This is a genomic window from uncultured Eudoraea sp., from assembly GCF_947258525.1.
Taxonomy (GTDB): domain Bacteria; phylum Bacteroidota; class Bacteroidia; order Flavobacteriales; family Flavobacteriaceae; genus Eudoraea.
On sequence record NZ_CAMYIP010000209.1, the window covers coordinates 1 to 19394 of the forward strand.

General features: G+C 39.6%; 8 protein-coding genes. 1 reads left to right on the forward strand and 7 read right to left on the reverse strand.

Annotation, left to right across the window (positions count from 1 at the left end):
• The 4 genes from Q0X89_RS16030 to Q0X89_RS16045 form a co-directional block, all read right to left on the reverse strand.
• Window positions 1-1406: Calx-beta domain-containing protein (locus Q0X89_RS16030; RefSeq protein WP_297696030.1), on the reverse strand; the 1406-nt coding region annotated here is incomplete at its 3' end.
• A 256-nt stretch (window positions 1407-1662) separates the two neighbouring features.
• Window positions 1663-3597 carry an OmpA family protein gene (locus Q0X89_RS16035; protein ID WP_297696032.1) on the reverse strand — a complete coding sequence of 645 codons (1935 nt, stop codon included), beginning with the start codon at window positions 3595-3597 and terminating at the stop codon, window positions 1663-1665.
• 11 nt (window positions 3598-3608) lie between these two features.
• Window positions 3609-4574, reverse strand: coding sequence for a type IX secretion system membrane protein PorP/SprF (locus Q0X89_RS16040; RefSeq protein WP_297696033.1), 966 nt, complete (start codon window positions 4572-4574; stop codon window positions 3609-3611).
• A gap of 3 nt (window positions 4575-4577) precedes the next feature.
• The gene (locus Q0X89_RS16045) at window positions 4578-8789 is read right to left on the reverse strand and encodes a gliding motility-associated C-terminal domain-containing protein (RefSeq protein WP_297696035.1); all 4212 of its coding nucleotides are present in this window, start codon (window positions 8787-8789) and stop codon (window positions 4578-4580) included.
• A gap of 425 nt (window positions 8790-9214) precedes the next feature.
• Here Q0X89_RS16045 and Q0X89_RS16050 point away from each other — a divergent pair, with 425 nt between their 5' ends.
• Entirely contained in the window at window positions 9215-10804 is a 1590-nt protein-coding gene (locus tag Q0X89_RS16050) for a peptide chain release factor 3 (protein WP_297696037.1), read from the forward strand.
• Between the two features lie 59 nt (window positions 10805-10863).
• On the opposite strand, the gene Q0X89_RS16055 is transcribed toward Q0X89_RS16050, so the two are convergent.
• The 3 genes from Q0X89_RS16055 to rpoB form a co-directional block, all read right to left on the reverse strand.
• Entirely contained in the window at window positions 10864-11175 is a 312-nt protein-coding gene (locus Q0X89_RS16055) for a DUF3467 domain-containing protein (protein ID WP_297696039.1), read from the reverse strand.
• Between the two features lie 70 nt (window positions 11176-11245).
• A complete protein-coding gene (gene rpoC, locus Q0X89_RS16060) occupies window positions 11246-15544 on the reverse strand; it encodes a DNA-directed RNA polymerase subunit beta' (RefSeq protein ID WP_297696041.1) in 4299 nt (1432 codons plus the stop codon).
• A gap of 42 nt (window positions 15545-15586) precedes the next feature.
• Window positions 15587-19394 (reverse strand): DNA-directed RNA polymerase subunit beta (rpoB, locus tag Q0X89_RS16065; RefSeq protein ID WP_297696044.1); only part of this gene is annotated, 3808 nt, incomplete at its 5' end.

A 19394-nucleotide genomic window follows, 5' to 3' on the forward strand; every position in this document is an offset into this window, starting at 1 on the left:
GCATAAAAACCGCTTAGTGAAAATGTGGATGAGGAATTCTGGTTCCCATCGAAACCCTGATATAAATTAATTGTTGAAGCCGGGAGACTTGTATCTGTGTAAAATATCATCAAAGACCAACCTCCTAAAACCACGCTGCTGCCACAATAAGAACCTGTATTGTCTATTGTCAGGCCTGAAAAATCATAGACATTCGTCGATGGATTCGGAATAGTACTTACAAGACTGGTCACGTCACTAAACATACCATAAAACGAAAGTCCTATTATCGAAGTTGTATATGCCACCTGGGCATCTACCGTAGTACCTTCAAAAGTTACCTGAGAATCCATAGTAGCCCCGGAATGAGACCAATAAAGATATGCGGCATCAATGGTTGCTCCCGCAGGTATTGGAGAACTCAATGTATTGGATGAGGAAGTAGTAATCGCGCATGGATCTACCGTATTTGGTTGTGTCCTCAGGGTGCCGGCTGTAGAGGTATAGTCCATATAACCGTCAAATTCCCTGAAAAGGGTAAGCGGGGTATTCCCCAAAACCACTTCATTATCATTTATAGTGCAAATCCCTGTATCGGTAATATCAACCGAGACATCCGATGTCCCCGTAAATTGAATAGTAAAAGTTTCTGCGGATTCAAATAAGGTGTCATCCGTTATTGATACCACAATGGTTTCTGTATCACCTACTAAACCATTGAAATTTAAGGTTCCGCCTGCGATAGCCGTATAATCATTTCCTGCGGTAGCAGTACCGTCAACAGTTTGAAAATTCACTGTAAAAGGACCCCCGGTAGGATTTCCTATATGTGTAGCCGTAAAACTGACCGTACCTGCATTCTCATTTACCGTTACATCATCTATTGAAATATATGGAGAAGAGGTTGCCACAAACTGTACATTATCAATAAAAATTATTTCACCATTGCTCCACCCATTATCAACGCCAACGAATCGAATTGCAGAAGCCGCCGACATTTGATCAGCTGTCAAAGAATGCGATATGGACCCAGAAACTGAGGTATTAATCGTAGCAACGGTCTCATAGGCCAAAGTGGTGTTGTTCCAAAGCTGAACCCGCAAACCTTCATTTCCACGGCTAGTGGCATTATAATCTAAAGTAAGCGTAGCTGCCGTGCTAATAGACAGGTCAAGAGTTCTGGCTATGCTCCTTCCATCCAGGTTTCTAAATCTTAATTGACTTGAATTTATTTGTATTCTACCATTTGATGGATCTGTACCTTCATTGGTTTCTACCCAGTTCGTTGCAAAATTTGCCGTTCCGTTATTGTTGGAATATGAAGTAGTATTGAAGTTATCCAGGAAGGTTCCCTGTCCATAAGTTTTATCAACTGAACCGAAGAAGGCCAGAAGGATCAAAGTTAATAGTAGGGGATAATACTTCATTTTTAAGCAGGTATCGCATTAAGCATCAAAAATACCTTTGATTATCCTTTCTAGTAAATATTTGTTGTATAAGTGCTAATTCGTCTGGTGAAAAGCCGGGTTATCGAAGTTTAGATTTAAATATTTAATGAATTCCGAAGATTTCTGCAGTGTAATTCAACGATGAAGCCTGATTATATTTGATTTGGAATACCACCAGAGAACATAGCAGTTAATAAAAAGTTGCTGCTTTAAAGTCTTATATTATTAAATAAATCTATTCCAGAATAATGAACTCTGACCTTCGATTTAACTGGTGTTTATCTCTGGAGCATTTTACCCCATCATCACATTCATTTACAAGGCGGGTTTCCCCATATCCCTCGCCTTCAAGACGCTCCGCATTGATGCCTTGTGAAATCATGTATTTCACAGTAGACTCGGCCCTTTTTTGAGATAACCAAAGATTAAAGGAATCAGGTCCTCTGCTATCTGTATGAGAATTTGCCTTTATTTTAAGGCTTGGATATTTTTCCATAGCAGCGATTACTTTTTGTATTTCTATCTCCGCATCGCGCCTGATATCGTATTTTCCAAAATCAAAATATATGGTACTCAATTGTAGCAGTTTCGCAAGGTCATCACCAAATCCGGCTTCGATGATTTCCCTTTCCAAATAAAAGTCAATAATTGTCGGCTTCCCGTCTGATACGGGTAAATATTCCTCTGCAGGCACATAACCCTGGGTTTGTGCTCGAACAAAATTGCCCTGATTGCAATCGCAACTCAGGGTGTAATTTCCGTTATTGTCGGTAATTGCCGATAAGATTTCTTCATTATTCTCATCTATAACCTTTACCGTGGCCCCAACAAGCACAGCATTGGAAATTTTATCGCGAACGGTACCTGTAATCGGCTGTAGGCATTCAAAAAGCAAAGGTCTTGTTTCCAGAAATTGATAAATATCATCTGCTCCCATCCCGTTTTCACGATTAGATGCGAAATAGCCTCTTTTAGTATCTTCGTCAATAATATAAGAAAAATCATCCCTCTTGCTATTCACAGGTTTTCCCACGTTCAAAACCGTTTTAGGTGAATCTTCATATTTGATCTTAATGCCAAAAATATCAAGACCACCCAGTCCGGGATGGCCGTCTGATGAAAAATATAGAATATCTTCGCTGCTCACAAAAGGGAAAGTTTCCCGGGCTTCTGTGTTTACCGGATATCCTAAATTTATTGGCGAACCAAAGGTGCCGTCATCTTTTATCGCTACCTTATAGATATCTGATTCACCTTTGGAATCTGGCATATCTGAAGCAAAATAAAGTGTTTTCTCGTCCGGACTCAAGGCCGGATGTGCCACTGAATAGCTGTCACTATTAAAAGGTAATTCTTCAAGAATGGTCCATTCACCATCTACCAACTCAGTCCTAAAAATCTTCAACCGGATTACACCCTGATCATCTTTGGTAGATTTGCCATCCACAAAGTTGTTGCGCGTAAAATAAATGGTATTTCCATCTTTGGTGGCAACGGAAGTAGATTCATGCAATCTGGAATTAATCATATTCATTTTAACCACGCGATTGCTCGAACTACTGTCGGCATTCACTTTATATATATCCAGGAAATCCTTAGAATTCCAGGTATGCCGATACCTGGCGAGGTTGCCGGTATCGCGATCTGAAGAAAAAATCAATCCTTCTTTATAAAATGCAGGTGCAAAATCTGAATATTTGGAATTGAACTCAAATAGTTCTATATCATAACGGCCAGAATTTCTGGCAATTTCGTCCATGTAATCCTTCGTAGTCTTTAAAATTTGCGCACGTGAATCATTTGCGGTCATTTCAGAAAATCTACCCAAAATTGAATCAGACTTCGTATAGTTTCCAAGTGTTTTAAGTGTTTGTCCGTATCTAAAAAGATATTCCGGCCCTACTTCAGATCCATAGGTTTCGAGTAACTGTTCATATACCTTTTCGGCTTCCTCATAATTTGCATTAAAATAGTATGAGTTCCCTAATTTCTGCAAGAGATCACTTGTGACGTACCCTTTGTCCAATACTTTTTTATAGATATCTATTGCAGGACGGAATGAATATTCTGCATACTTTTTATTACCCTTGACTACCTGTCTTTCCTGCGCAGATGTCAAGGCCAGCAGAAATACTGTCAGGATAGAAGTTAAGAGTATTTTCTTTGTCATTACTTGTAGTTTTAAAAGAACCTAGGTGATACTAAACGTTGAAAAGATTTAACCAATTCAAATCTAAGGAACAATTCAAATGACCCGTCATTAAATCGGGTACTGCCCAATTCCGTTGTTTCTTTATCGTATGCAAGCCCAAGCATGATCTGATCTGATATTTGAAACCCAATTAATGCGCTGAATGCAGCATCCCATCTATACGCTACACCAAAAGAGAATTTTTCATTTAATAAAAAGCTTGCCGACAAATCTACCTGCAAAGGTGCACCGCCAACCAATTTGGTAAGTAAGGCAGGTTTAAATTTTAACTGACTATTTAAATCAAGTACCAGACCGGTTATTAAGTAGAAATTAATCTTTTCCCTAGACAGAAACTGTACACTATTTGAATCTCGTTGAGAATTATCAAAATAATCTGATGCAATTAATCTTGGCGTCGAAACACCTAAATAGAATTTATTGGTATGGTAATAAACCCCTAAGCCGAAATTTGGTTGGAATCTATTATCTATATTATCACCGGAAATAGGTTCATTGTCAAAATTGTTGAGCCCGTTAAAATCCAGATTTAAAATACTTGCCCCAAAATTTAGTCCGAAAGATAATTTTCCTTCTGCTGATACATCAATAGTATAAGACAGGGCCGCATCCAAATAGGTTTCCTGAACCACCCCATCACCAATATTATCGTTTACAACAGAAAACCCATAACCCAATTTACTGTTCCGAATAGGGGAGTGTAAATTCAATGTAAATGTTTTAGGTGCGCCATCCAGACCAACCCACTGTGATCTATATAAACCTGCAAGACTTAATTGTCCCCGTGAACCTGCATATGCCGGATTAACACTCATTGTGTTATACATATACTGAGTATACTGCGCATCTTGCTGTGCCAGTAAGCTTCCCATCGTGGTAAAAATGAATATTAGAGAAACAAAATGCCGCTTATGATTTATAATATACTTTACCATGTATTATTTGCTTATGTAGAGATAACCAGTTTTGGAAATACTTTCCTGGTCTATTTGGTATTCAAAGATATAGAAATAAACGCCAGCTGGCAGATAGTCATCAACATTGATTGTTGATCTTCCCCTTGATCTTCCATCAAAAACATTATTTTGATTATTGTAGTTTCTGCCCTCATAAACGGCAATACCCCATCTATTAAATATTTTCAGAGAATTATTGAACACGTTTTCTATTCCATTAATAAAAAGAAAATCGTTTCTGCCATCTCCGTTAGGTGTTAACAATTGATTTACCTCTACTTCGGTAGGTAGTACCTCGGAGACTAATACGGTTACGGTGGCAGTATCACAATTTGTTGGTTTCGCAACCTCACATATCGTATATTCAATGGTGTACGATCCTGTCGGTGTTTCCGGGGCAACACTAACTGTGCCGTCAGAATTCACCATTAATACGTCGGTTGGTATAGAGGTAATGGTTACTTCATCCGGATCTATGTCCAGTCCATTTAAAGTATCATTGTCCAGAACATTGCTGTCGGGCACTACACCACCTATTTCACCATCTATAAAAATATCACTATAGTCATCATCCACTGCATCAATCGTAACAATTATTACTTCTACGGTCACTGTTGCCGTATCACAGTTTATGGGATTCGCAATTTCGCAGATGGTGTATTCTATAGTATATACTCCTGGTTCAGTTAATGGAGTAACATTTACAGTTCCGTCAGGGTTTATTGTCAGTGCACCTGTTGGATTAGACGTTAAGACAACATCCTCCGGATCTACTGGCTCACCATTTAAAGTATCATTATCAAAAATATTCGCCCCTTCGACAATTCCTCCTTCATCACCATCTACTGGAAATTCACTGAAATCATCATCCACAGCATCAATTGGGTTATCAGTAATGAATATAGTAACCGTTGCAGATGCACATACATCCGGTTCGGGATCTGTATTACACACCTCATAGACAATGGTTACATTGGTGTTGGTTTCAGCTTCAGTTGGGGTATAAGACAATTCGCCGGTTTCCGGATCAAAGGTAACTTCTCCGGTAGCATCCCCCCCTATTCTGGTAATTGATGTAGTCCCCAGATTGTTCGGATCATTGTTTGGCAGGTAATCATCGTTTTCCAGGATATTAATAACCACTTCGGTTAGCGGTGGCGTAGTTCCGTTATCGTCAACAGCTGTTGCCGTAAGAGGGTTAGGATCCATGCCGTTAGGATTTCCGTCGTTATCACAATCCAGAAGATTCCATTCGTCCGATGGTGTTACTGTTTGACTAGCCAGTAATAAATCACAAGGATCTAAAGGGTCTGTTCCATCCGAAACTTCATCCCCATTAATTACACCGTCTCCATCGCAATCCAGATTGTTCCATTCATCGGAAGCAGTTACTGTTACGCTTGCGAGTATTAAATCACAGGAATCTAAGGGATCCGTGCCATCTGAAACTTCATCACCATTGGTAACCCCGTCGCCGTCACAATCCAGGTTGTCCCAATCAGTTGTTGGGGTTACTGTTTGACTTGCCAGTAAAAAATCACAGGAGTCCAATGGATCTGTTCCATCTGTGGCCTCATCCCCATTTGTTACCCCGTCACCATCACAATCTGCTGCCAAATAATCCCCACTTGGGGTGAGTGTTACACTATCCTGATTAAAATCGCATGGATCTAAGGGATCTGTTGCATCCGAAACTTCATCCCCATTGGTTACCCCGTCTCCATCGCAATCCAGGTTGTCCCAATCAGTTGTTGGTGTCACCGTTACGCTTGCAAGAATTAAGTCACATGAGTCCAATGGATCCGTTCCGTCCGAAACTTCATCACCATTGGTTACCCCATCACCATCACAATCCAGGCTATCCCAATCTGAGGTTGGTGTCACCGTTACACTTGCGAGTATTAAGTCACAGGAATCTAAGGGATCTGTTCCATCTGAAACTTCATCACCATTGGTAACCCCATCGCCATCGCAATCCAGATTGTTCCATTCATCGGAAGGAGTTACAGTCTGACTGGCTAATATAAAATCACATGGATCTGATGGATCGGTTTCATCTGTTACTTCATCCTCATCAGTTACACCATCACCATCAGAATCAGGATCGCAAGTGGTCGTTTCCGAATCCAAATAATTTGGCGTTCCATTACCGCTGCAATCGTCATTGGTAGGGTCGCCGTCACCATCGGTATCCTCATCCGGAGTATCCAGACCATCACCATCGTCATCAATATCCCTATAGTTGACATCCTCAGTGCCATCGGTATCCGGTAAATCAGTTGCAGGGTCTGTGATTTCATCATTTACCAGAAAAGGATCATTTAAATTACTCCCCTCATAACCATCATCAAGGCCATCACCATCCGTATCTGTGCCGGTAAAATTCTGATCCGGGATTCCATCAAAATTAAAGTCGTTCCCTTCATTATTATCAGGTACCAGATCATTGTCGGTATCCGAATCTAAATAATCCAATTCATCCGTACCATCTGTATTCTCAGGAGTTAGACCGCCAATATAAGCCGAGTTTACACCATCATTAGACACATAAGTAGCCTCATCATCTTCGTTAGGTAAAATATAGCCGCTGGTAGTTTGTGCTTCAATATTGTCTGGTAAACCATCATTATCTGAATCAATATCCAGGTGGTTTGGAAAACCGTCGCCATCACTATCCAATGGATTGGTTAATGGATTATTATCATTATCCAGATTCGGATCTTCTTCCGTATCCAGTATACCATCATTATCATCATCTAAGTCCGTACTATCCTTTACGCCATCTCCATCCGTATCAGGATCTGTATTTGTAGTATCAGGATCCAAATAATCCGGTGTGCCATTGCCACTGGTATCATCATTGGTTGGGTCACCATCACCATCAGTATCCTCATCCGGAGTATCCAGGCCATCACCATCGTCATCAATATCGCGGTAGTTGACATCCCCAGTGCCATCGGTATCCGGTAAATCCGTGGCCGGGTCTGTGATTTCATCATTTACCAGATAAGGATCATTTAAATTACTCCCCTCATAACCATCATCAAGGCCGTCACCATCCGTATCTGTGCCGGTAAAATTCTGATCCGGGATCCCATCAAAATTAAAGTCGTTCCCTTCATTGTTATCCGGCACAAGATCATTATCAGTATCGGTATCCAAATAATCCACCTCGTCCGTACCATCCGTATTCACGGGTATCAGGCCTTGATCACCAGAACCCTCATACGCATTATCCAATCCGTCTTTATCATCATCCATTCCTGAAGGCAGGACATAACCACTGGTGGTCTGTGCTTCAATATTGTCCGGTAAACCATCATTTTCTGAGTCGATATCCCTAAAATCAGGATTTGGGTCATTATCTGAATTTATCGGATGTAATCCTTCCCCCGATCCTGGTGAGTGCTCGTAATGATCATCAAGACCATTACCATCGCTATCCATTCCGCATGGAGGTTGAAATGCTGCCGTCTCCTGGGCTTCAACATTATCCAGAATACCGTCATTATCTGAGTCGATATCCCTATAATCCGGCTGATAATCTCCATCTGTATTTACCGGAACCAGTCCACCGCAGCTTCCCGGAGTTTCCTCATAATGGTCATCAAGTCCGTTTCCATCGGAGTCCATACCACAAGGGGCCTGAAATCCTGAAGTTGTTTGTGCTTCAACATTATCTAAGATGCCGTCGTTGTCACTATCTATATCCAAATAATCAGGATGAGTATCTAAATCAGTGTCGATTGGTATTAGTCCGCCACAACTTCCAGGGGTTTCTTCATAATTATCATCGAGTCCATTACCATCTGAATCAATTCCGCCCGGTGCGATATACCCATGTGTTGGCTGTGCTTCAACATTATCGATTATTCCGTCATTATCAGAATCAATATCCAGATGATTGGGAATCCCATCATTATCAAAATCCGTCGGATGCGTTAATGGATTATCATCTCCATCTTCATTTTTATCCTCAATAGCATCAATAATACCATCATTATCATCATCAATATCTGTAAGATCGGCAACACCATCGTTATCAGTATCTGTCTCGGTATACGTGTTTATTTCAGGAAGTTCGGTCGGTATGCTTTCAAATGAAGTACAAAGTAGCAAGACCAGAAGGGCAAATAACATAGTGTAGCCGCGAATTGACTGTTCTTGTATTTTGGTTGGGGTAAAATTCTCCATATAAATGATAGTTTTCAATTAAACATATCACCATGGCGTTGTAGGAAATTTGATGTAAGAGATAGGGCTACTCCATATTATCGTTGCAAGATATAGTTAAATTTGCTAGCATCAAATTCAATTAAAAACATAAGTTAACAATTATCTGTCAATAACCTCAAAACTCGTTAAACCGCTACATTTTCTTGGCTCAAGGAGGACTAGGACAAATGAAAATTTGAGAATATTAGAATTCTAAACTGCCAAAATCGGAAAATGCGAACCGTTCATCGAATAATATTTATTTACCCATATTGTATCATTGGAAAAACAATTCTCCCATTGAATAACTATTCACATTTGGCCCGTTTTATATAGTTGCCAAAAAAACCTTTCTATTCTTATTGAGCTATTAAATTTGCCGTATTTTTGCACAAATTTTTGCAGTGAGTTTCATAAAAGAAATTGAAAAAAGAAGAACCTTTGGTATTATTTCCCACCCCGACGCCGGTAAAACAACGCTTACGGAAAAACTTCTATTGTTCGGGGGAGCCATACAAGAAGCAGGAGCTGTAAAAAACAACAAGATAAAGAAAACGGCTACCAGCGACTTTATGGAAATTGAGCGTCAGCGGGGAATTTCTGTAGCCACCTCGGTACTTGCTTTCATATACAAGGATAAAAAAATAAATATACTAGACACACCGGGGCATAAGGACTTCGCCGAAGATACCTTTAGAACACTTACCGCCGTAGATAGTGTCATCGTTGTAATTGATGTCGCCAAAGGTGTAGAGGAACAAACTAAAAAACTGGTTGAAGTATGTAGGATGCGCAACATTCCTATGATCGTGTTTATAAATAAACTTGACCGGGAAGGCAAGGATGCTTTTGACCTTTTGGATGAAGTAGAGCAGGAACTGGGATTAAAAGTTACCCCGCTGAGTTTTCCAATTGGAATGGGCTATGACTTTAAGGGCATTTATAATATTTATGAAAAGAATATTAACCTATTTAGCGGCGACAGTAAAAAAAATATTTCAGACGTAATTGAATTTGATGACATAACCAGTCCCGAACTGGAAAACATAATTGGTACTGAAGCTGCTGAAACCTTAAGGGAAAATATGGAGTTGGTGACCGGGGTATATCCCGCTTTTGATAAGGAGGAGTATCTGGAAGGTTCATTACAACCGGTTTTTTTTGGCTCTGCCCTCAATAATTTTGGAGTAAAAGAGCTCCTGGATTGTTTTATTGAAATAGCCCCATACCCCAAATCAAAAATTGCCGAAGAACGCGTAGTTCATGCCAATGAAAAAGAACTTTCAGGTTTTGTGTTCAAAATTCATGCGAATATGGACCCAAAACACCGAGATCGACTGGCATTTGTAAAAATTGTGTCCGGAACATTTGAGCGCAATAAACCTTATCTGCATGTAAGGCATAATAAGAAGCTGAAATTTTCAAGTCCGAATGCATTTTTTGCAGAAAAAAAGGAAATTGTAGATATATCCTATCCGGGCGACATAGTAGGGTTGCACGACACGGGTAATTTTAAGATAGGTGATACTTTAACTGAAGGTGAAATTTTACATTATAAGGGAATCCCTAATTTCTCTCCTGAACATTTCAGGTATATTAACAATGCGGATCCCATGAAGTCCAAGCAGTTAAATAAAGGAATAGATCAATTGATGGACGAAGGGGTAGCACAATTATTTACTTTAGAATTAAATGGCAGAAAAGTTATTGGCACGGTGGGTGCCCTGCAATATGAAGTAATTCAGTATAGATTGGAACATGAGTATGGTGCTAAATGTACCTATGAAAATTTTCCTGTTCACAAAGCATGCTGGATTGATCCCGAGGATCCCAATAACGATGAGTATAAAGAATTTATTAGGGTAAAACAAAAATTCCTGGCTAAAGATAAACGTGGACAGCTTGTGTTTCTGGCAGACTCACAATTTTCATTGCAGATGGCACAACAAAAATACCCCACGGTTAAACTGCATTTCACTTCAGAATTTGAGTGAGGAGTACCTAATTTATATAAACTAAAAAACCCCTGAATTGAACAATTCAAGGGTTTTTATTATGCTTCCCCCGTAGGTCCGAAATTTAACGGAATAGACGGTTGTTCATAATCCTTTATTGTACCGTGCGCTTTTTCAAAACGGTTCACATTATCATTAAGGGCTTTCAAAAATTTCTTTGCATGCTGCGGTGTAAGTACAATCCTGCTTTTTACCTTCGCTTTTGGTGCACCGGGCATCATGCTAATAAAGTCCACTACAAATTCCGAAACGGAATGATTTATAATGGCCAGGTTAGAGTAAATTCCCTCCGCTGTTTTTTCATCCAGCTCTATATTAATTTGTTTTTGTTTCTGAGTTTTTTCTTCCATTTTTGATTTCAAAAAATGATCCAATATCCCAAACAAAAACCCCCAATTAAGAAATTGAGGGTTAATGAGTTTAAAATTTTAATTCCTCTTTGCGTGCCATAATTTCATCGTATTCCTCTTTAGAGCCCACGATTATATTCTCATAATCCCGCATACCTGTACCGGCCGGAATCTTATGACCTACAATAACATTTTCTTTTAATCCTTCAAGGTAATCGACCTTTCCGCTAACAGCTGCTTCATTAAGGACTTTTGTTGTTTCCTGGAATGATGCTGCAGAAATAAACGATTTGGTCTGCAAGGATGCTCTCGTGATACCCTGCAGTATAGGTGTTGCGGTAGCCGAAACAGCATCCCGGGCACCTACCAAGGTTTTATCGCCACGTCTCAAGATTGAATTCTCATCTCTTAATTCACGTGCCGTAATAATTTGGCCTGCCTTAAGGTTTTCAGATTCGCCGGGCTCCTCAACTACTTTCTTACCAAAGATTTCATCATTTTCCCTGATAAAATCGTCTTTATGCACCAACTGATTTTCAAGGAATGTAGTATCCCCAGAATCCTGAATACGAACCTTTCGCATCATCTGACGTACCACTACTTCAAAGTGCTTATCGTTAATTTTTACACCCTGTAGTCGATATACTTCCTGTACTTCATTAACAAGATATTGTTGTACGGCAGAAGGACCTTTTATTGCCAGGATATCTTCCGGTGTAATTGATCCGTCGGATAAAGCCATCCCTGCACGAACATAATCATTCTCCTGAACCAATATCTGGTTAGAAAGTTTTACAAGGTATTTCTTGATCTCACCAAGTTTGGATTCAATAATGATCTCCCTGTTACCTCTCTTAATTTTACCGAACGATACAACGCCATCTATTTCAGATACGACCGCCGGATTAGAAGGATTACGAGCTTCAAAAAGTTCAGTTACCCTAGGTAAACCACCTGTAATATCACCGGCTTTGGCTGATTTACGCGGTATTTTAACCAAGATCTTACCCTCTTTAATCTTATCGCCATCATCTACCATTAAATGAGAGCCAACTGGCAGGTTGTACGAACGCAACACTTCACCTTTAGAATCTTGTATCAATAAGGTTGGAATGAGTTTCTTATTCCTGGATTCCGAAATAACTTTTTCCTGGAACCCTGTTTGCTCATCAATCTCAACCTGATATGTAACACCCTGCTCAATGTTTTCGTAAGCAATTTTACCAGGGAATTCTGAAACAATAACCCCGTTATAAGGATCCCATTGGCAAATAATATCCTCCTTTTTTATCTTGCTGCCATTCTTGACAAAGATCTGAGAACCATAAGGTATATTATTGGTACTCAGTGTAATTCCTGTAGTAGCGTCAACAATTTTAATTTCCGACGTTCTTGAAATTACAATATTAATTGGTTTACCCTCAGAATTCTGACCTTTCACTGTCCTCAAGTCCTCAATTTCTGCAAGACCATTAAACTTAGCCTCCAGTTTACTTTCCTCAGAAATGTTACCAGCGATACCTCCAACATGGAATGTTCTAAGTGTTAACTGTGTACCCGGTTCTCCAATAGACTGCGCAGCAACAACACCTACGGCTTCACCTCGCTGTACCATCTTATTGGTAGAAAGGTTCCTGCCATAGCATTTTGCACATATTCCTTTTGGAGCCTCACAAGTAAGCGCTGAACGCACTTCAACTTTTTCAATCGGTAACGCTTCCACCATCTTCACATCAGACTCCATGATTTGCTGACCTGCACTTAAAATAAGTTCTTCAGTCAACGGATTGAAGACATCGTGTAAAGAAACTCTTCCTAAAATTCTTTCACCAAGGGTTTCTACAATCTCTTCATTTTTCTTCAAAGATTCTACTTCAATCCCCCTAAGCGTTCCACAGTCATCTATATTGACAATAACATCCTGTGAAACATCAACCAATCGTCTTGTAAGGTAACCTGCATCGGCAGTCTTCAGAGCTGTATCCGCAAGTCCTTTACGAGCACCGTGAGTGGAAATAAAGTATTCCAAAATAGATAATCCTTCTTTAAAATTAGAAAGAATAGGATTTTCAATAATCTCCCCTCCACCAGCTGTAGATTTCTTGGGTTTAGCCATTAACCCACGCATACCGGTTAACTGCCTTATCTGCTCCTTAGAACCCCTTGCACCGGAATCCAACATCATATAAACCGAATTAAACCCTTGCTGGTCTTCTCGGATACGCTTCATTGCTAACTCAGTTAACATTGCATTTGTTGAAGTCCAAACATCAATTACCTGGTTATATCTTTCATTATTCGTGATAAGACCCATGTTGTAATTCATCATAATGCCATCTACCTGTTCATTGGCATCGGCAATCATAGTGTGCTTTTCCTTAGGAATAATAATATCACCAAGGCTAAATGACAATCCACCTTTGAAAGCAAATTCATAGCCCATCGTCTTTATCAAATCGAGAAAAGCTGCGGTAGTAGGTACATCTGTCACCGCAAGGATCTTTCCGATAATATCCCTTAAAGACTTCTTGTTAAGTACTTCGTTGACATAACCGGCCTCTTCCGGCACAACCATATTAAACAATACTCTACCAACAGTAGTAGGGATAATCTGGTCAACCAATTCTCCTTCTTCATTAAAATCCTTAGCTCTAACCTTAATACCTGCATTAAGCTCAACCTTATCCTCATTAAATGCAATTACTACTTCTTCGTAGGAGTAGAAAGTCAAACCTTCACCTCTTACAGGAACTTCCTTGGTAGATTTACGCTCTTTGGTCATATAATATAACCCAAGAACCATATCCTGTGAAGGTACGGTGATCGGAGAACCGTTAGCCGGATTCAATATATTATGGGACGCCAACATTAAAAGTTGGGCTTCCAGAATAGCTTCAGGTCCCAATGGTAAATGAACCGCCATTTGATCTCCATCAAAATCCGCATTAAAGGCCGTACAAACTAAAGGATGTAAACGAATTGCCTTACCTTCTATTAGTTTGGGTTGAAAAGCCTGTATCCCTAATCTGTGTAAGGTGGGGGCCCGGTTAAGTAAAACGGGATGCCCTTTCAGGACATTTTCCAATATGTCCCAAACAACAGGTTCCTTTTTATCTATGATCTTTTTAGCCGACTTCACCGTTTTAACAATCCCTCTTTCGATCAGTTTTCTGATAACAAAGGGCTTGTAGAGCTCAGCAGCCATATCTTTTGGAAGACCACATTCAAAAAGGTTCATTTCAGGTCCCACAACAATTACTGAACGTGCAGAATAATCAACCCTTTTTCCTAACAAGTTCTGGCGAAAACGCCCCTGCTTTCCTTTTAAGGAATCGGAAAGAGATTTCAATGGTCTGTTTGATTCAGTTTTTACTGCTGATGCCTTTCTTGTATTATCAAAAAGTGAATCAACAGCTTCCTGAAGCATTCGCTTTTCATTTCTTAAGATAACCTCAGGTGCTTTTATTTCCATCAATCGCTTAAGGCGATTATTTCTTATAATTACACGTCTGTATAAATCATTTAGATCAGAAGTAGCAAAACGACCTCCATCCAAAGGAACAAGAGGACGTAACTCCGGTGGAATAACCGGCACTACTTTCATGATCATCCATTCCGGTTTGTTATCCCTGTTATCCTGAGATTCCCGTAATGCCTCAACAACCTGAAGTCTTTTTAAAGCTTCCGTTTTACGTTGTTTAGAAGTTTCGGTGTTCGCCTTGTGTCTCAAATCATAGGAAAGTTGCTGCAGGTCAATTCGCGAAAGCAAATCGATCAGACATTCTGCACCCATTTTAGCTATAAATTTATTGGGATCTGAGTCTTCCAAATATTGATTTTCCGGTGGAATAGAATCGAGAATATTCAAATACTCCTCTTCAGTCAGGAAATCCAATTTTTGAATTTCTTCACCTTCAGGTCCTTTAGCTATCCCCGGTTGAATCACAACATACCGCTCATAATAAATAATCATGTCCAGTTTCTTGGATGGCAATCCAAGGAGGTAACCTATTTTATTAGGTAAGGAACGGAAATACCAAATATGAGCGACTGGTACAACTAAATTTATATGTCCTACCCGGTCACGGCGAACCTTTTTTTCAGTTACTTCAACGCCACATCTATCGCATACAATTCCTCTATAGCGGATACGTTTGTACTTACCGCACGCACATTCATAATCCTTTACAGGACCAAAAATGCGTTCACAGAACAATCCGTCGCGTTCAGGTTTATGAGTTCTATAATTAATAGTTTCTGGTTTTAAAACTTCCCCACGGGATTCACCTAAAATTGATTCAGGAGAAGCCAGTCCAATTGAAATTTTGTCAAACCTTTTTATTGCAGTATTATCTTTTATTCTAGCCATTATGATATGGTGATAGTATATTTAATATATGTAAAAAAACTATTATTCTTCAAGTCTAATATCCAAACCTAATCCCTTAAGTTCATGCATCAGTACATTGAAAGATTCTGGCAAGCCAGGTTCCGGCATTGTTTCGCCCTTGACAATTGATTCATAGGTCTTGGCACGACCAATAACATCATCAGATTTTACTGTTAAAATCTCACGAAGGGTTGCAGATGCACCATATGCTTCAAGAGCCCAAACTTCCATTTCTCCAAAACGTTGTCCACCAAATTGTGCTTTACCTCCTAAGGGTTGCTGTGTTATCAATGAATATGGCCCAATGGAACGAGCGTGCATTTTATCGTCTACCATATGTCCTAATTTCAACATATAGATTACGCCTACAGTTGCAGCCTGATCAAAACGTTGGCCTGTTCCTCCGTCATAGAGATACGTATGACCAAATCTTGGGATTCCGGCTTCGTCTGTAAATTCATTAATCTGATCAATGGTAGCACCATCAAAAATTGGAGTTGCGTATTTTCTATCGAGTTTTTGTCCTGCCCATCCAAGAACAGTTTCATAGATCTGACCAATATTCATACGCGATGGTACCCCTAATGGATTTAATACAATATCAACCGGAGTTCCATCCTCTAAGAAAGGCATATCTTCCTGCCTAACAATCCGGGCAACGATACCTTTGTTTCCATGGCGTCCCGCCATTTTGTCACCAACTTTTAATTTACGTTTTTTAGCGATGTAAACTTTAGCCAGTTTCATGATACCAGCAGGTAATTCATCTCCAACAGATATGGTAAACTTATCTCTTCTAAGATTCCCCTGTAAATCGTTCAGTTTAATCTTGTAGTTGTGAAGTAAGTCGGCAACCATAAAATTGGTGTCTTTATCTATAGTCCAACTACCCCCAACAAGATGGGCAAAGTCGTCAACAGCATTCAACATTTTCATGGTATACTTTTTACCCTTAGGCAAAACTTCTTCTCCAAGATCATTCAATACACCCTGAGAAGTCTTCCCATTTATAAGCTTGAACAACTTCTCTACTAAGATTTCTTTTAGCTCCTGGAATTTTAATTCGTATTGCAGCTCCAAATTAGAAATTGCTTCCTTGTCTTCTGAACGTTTGCGTTTATCCTTTATAGAACGAGAGAATAACTTTTTATCAATTACGACACCTCGTAACGATGGTGAGGCTTTTAAAGAAGCATCCTTAACATCTCCGGCTTTATCTCCAAAGATTGCCCGAAGCAGTTTTTCTTCAGGTGTGGGGTCAGACTCACCTTTTGGTGTAATTTTACCAATGAGAATGTCTCCAGGTTTAACCTCTGCACCAATCCTGATCATACCATATTCGTCGAGATCTTTGGTGGCCTCTTCCGAAACATTTGGAATGTCATTCGTTAATTCCTCCGCTCCTAATTTAGTATCCCTAACTTCCAGTGAGTACTCATCAATATGAATAGAAGTAAAGATATCTTCACGCACCACTTTTTCGGAAATAACTATCGCATCTTCAAAATTATATCCTTTCCACGGCATAAAAGCTACTTTCAGGTTTCTACCCAGTGCCAGTTCACCACTTTCAGTAGCGTAGCCTTCGCATAGAACCTGTCCTTTTTTAACCTTATCCCCTTTTTGAACGATTGGTTTAAGATTGATACTTGTACCCTGGTTGGTTTTTCTAAACTTAACCAATTCATAAGTCTTGGAATCATCTTCAAAACTTACCAGTTTTTCTGCGTCGGTTCGTTTGTAATTGATTGTGATCTTTTGAGAATCAACATATTCTATTACACCATCACCTTCGGCATTTATCAATACCCTGGAGTCTGAAGCAACCTGTCTTTCTAAACCTGTCCCAACAATCGGTGACTGTGGCTTTAACAATGGAACTGCCTGACGCATCATATTAGACCCCATCAATGCCCTGTTCGCATCGTCATGTTCCAGGAAAGGAATTAAAGAAGCAGATATAGACGCTATCTGATTAGGAGCAACATCGGTATAATTTACCTCTTTTGGATCCACAACCGGAAAATCTCCCTCTTCCCTGGCTATAACTTTTTCCTGCTCAATCGCACCATTATCCTTTAGAGGGATATTGGCCTGCGATATCTTCATGCCTTCTTCTTCTTCAGCACTCAGGTATACAAAGTCTTTAGTATTTACTTTTCCATTATCAACTTTTCGATATGGCGTTTCAAGGAAACCCATCGGATTCACTTTGGCAAAAACTGCCAGCGAAGAAATAAGTCCAATATTAGGTCCCTCGGGTGTTTCTATCGGACAAAGCCTTCCATAATGCGTATAGTGAACATCACGTACCTCAAATCCTGCACGTTCCCGTGAAAGACCTCCTGGTCCAAGGGCAGACAATCTTCTCTTGTGTGTAATTTCTGCAAGAGGATTGGTCTGATCCATGAACTGTGATAATTGGTTCGTACCAAAAAATGAATTTATCACAGAAGACAGCGTCTTGGCATTTATCAGATCAATAGGTGTAAATACTTCATTATCCCTTACATTCATTCGCTCGCGAATGGTCCTGGCCATACGAGCCAATCCAACACCAAACTGGGATGACAACTGCTCTCCTACAGTTCTGACACGTCTGTTGGAAAGGTGATCTATATCATCAATTTCTGCTTTAGAATTGATAAGTTCTATTAAATACTTGATTATGGTGATAATATCCTCTTTAGTAAGGACTTGTTTATCCATACCAATATCCAAACCAAGTTTTTTATTCATCCTATACCGGCCAACTTCACCTAAATTGTAACGTTGATCTGAGAAAAATAACTTATCAATAATTCCACGTGCCGTTTCTTCATCCGGCGGTTCTGCGTTTCGCAATTGTCGGTAAATATGTTCAACTGCTTCTTTCTCAGAATTTGTAGGGTCTTTTTGTAATGTGTTATGAATAATTGCATAATCACTTTGCGCATTATTCTCTTTGTGAAGCAGAACGGTTTTCACATCTGCCTCAATAATTTCATCAATATGTTCTTTTTCGAGAACAGTATCCCGATCGAGGACTATTTCATTTCTTTCTATGGAAACAACCTCCCCTGTATCTTCATCAACAAAATCCTCGTGCCAGGTATTAAGTACACGAGCTGCCAGTTTACGGCCTAATATCTTTTTTAGTCCGGTTTTAGAAACTTTTACTTCTTCAGATAAATCAAAGATTTCAAGAATATCTTTATCTCTTTCAAACCCAATTGCCCTGAACAGCGTAGTTACCGGTAATTTTTTCTTCCTGTCAATGTAGGCATACATTACACTATTGATATCCGTGGCAAATTCTATCCAGGAGCCTTTAAAAGGAATTACCCTTGCAGAATATAATTTGGTGCCGTTAGCGTGAAAAGATTGACCGAAGAATACCCCGGGAGAACGATGTAATTGTGAAACAACAACACGTTCTGCCCCATTGATTACGAAAGTCCCGCTAGGAGTCATATAAGGTATAGTACCTAAATATACATCCTGAACAATAGTCTCAAAATCCTCATGTTCCGGATCGGTACAATAAAGTTTTAAACGTGCCTTTAGGGGTACGCTATATGTAAGACCCCTTTCAATACATTCCTGAATGGAATATCTAGGTGGATCTATGAAATAATCCAGAAACTCCAGTACAAATTGGTTTCTTGTATCAGTTATTGGAAAGTTTTCCATGAAGGTGTTGTACAAACCCTCATTGCCCCTTTCGTCAGATTTTGTTTCAAGTTGAAAGAAATCTTGAAATGATTTAATCTGAATGTCCAAGAAATCCGGATAATTCGGAATGTTCTTAGCGGATGCGAAGTTTACTCTTTCAGTCTGTTTTGTGAAC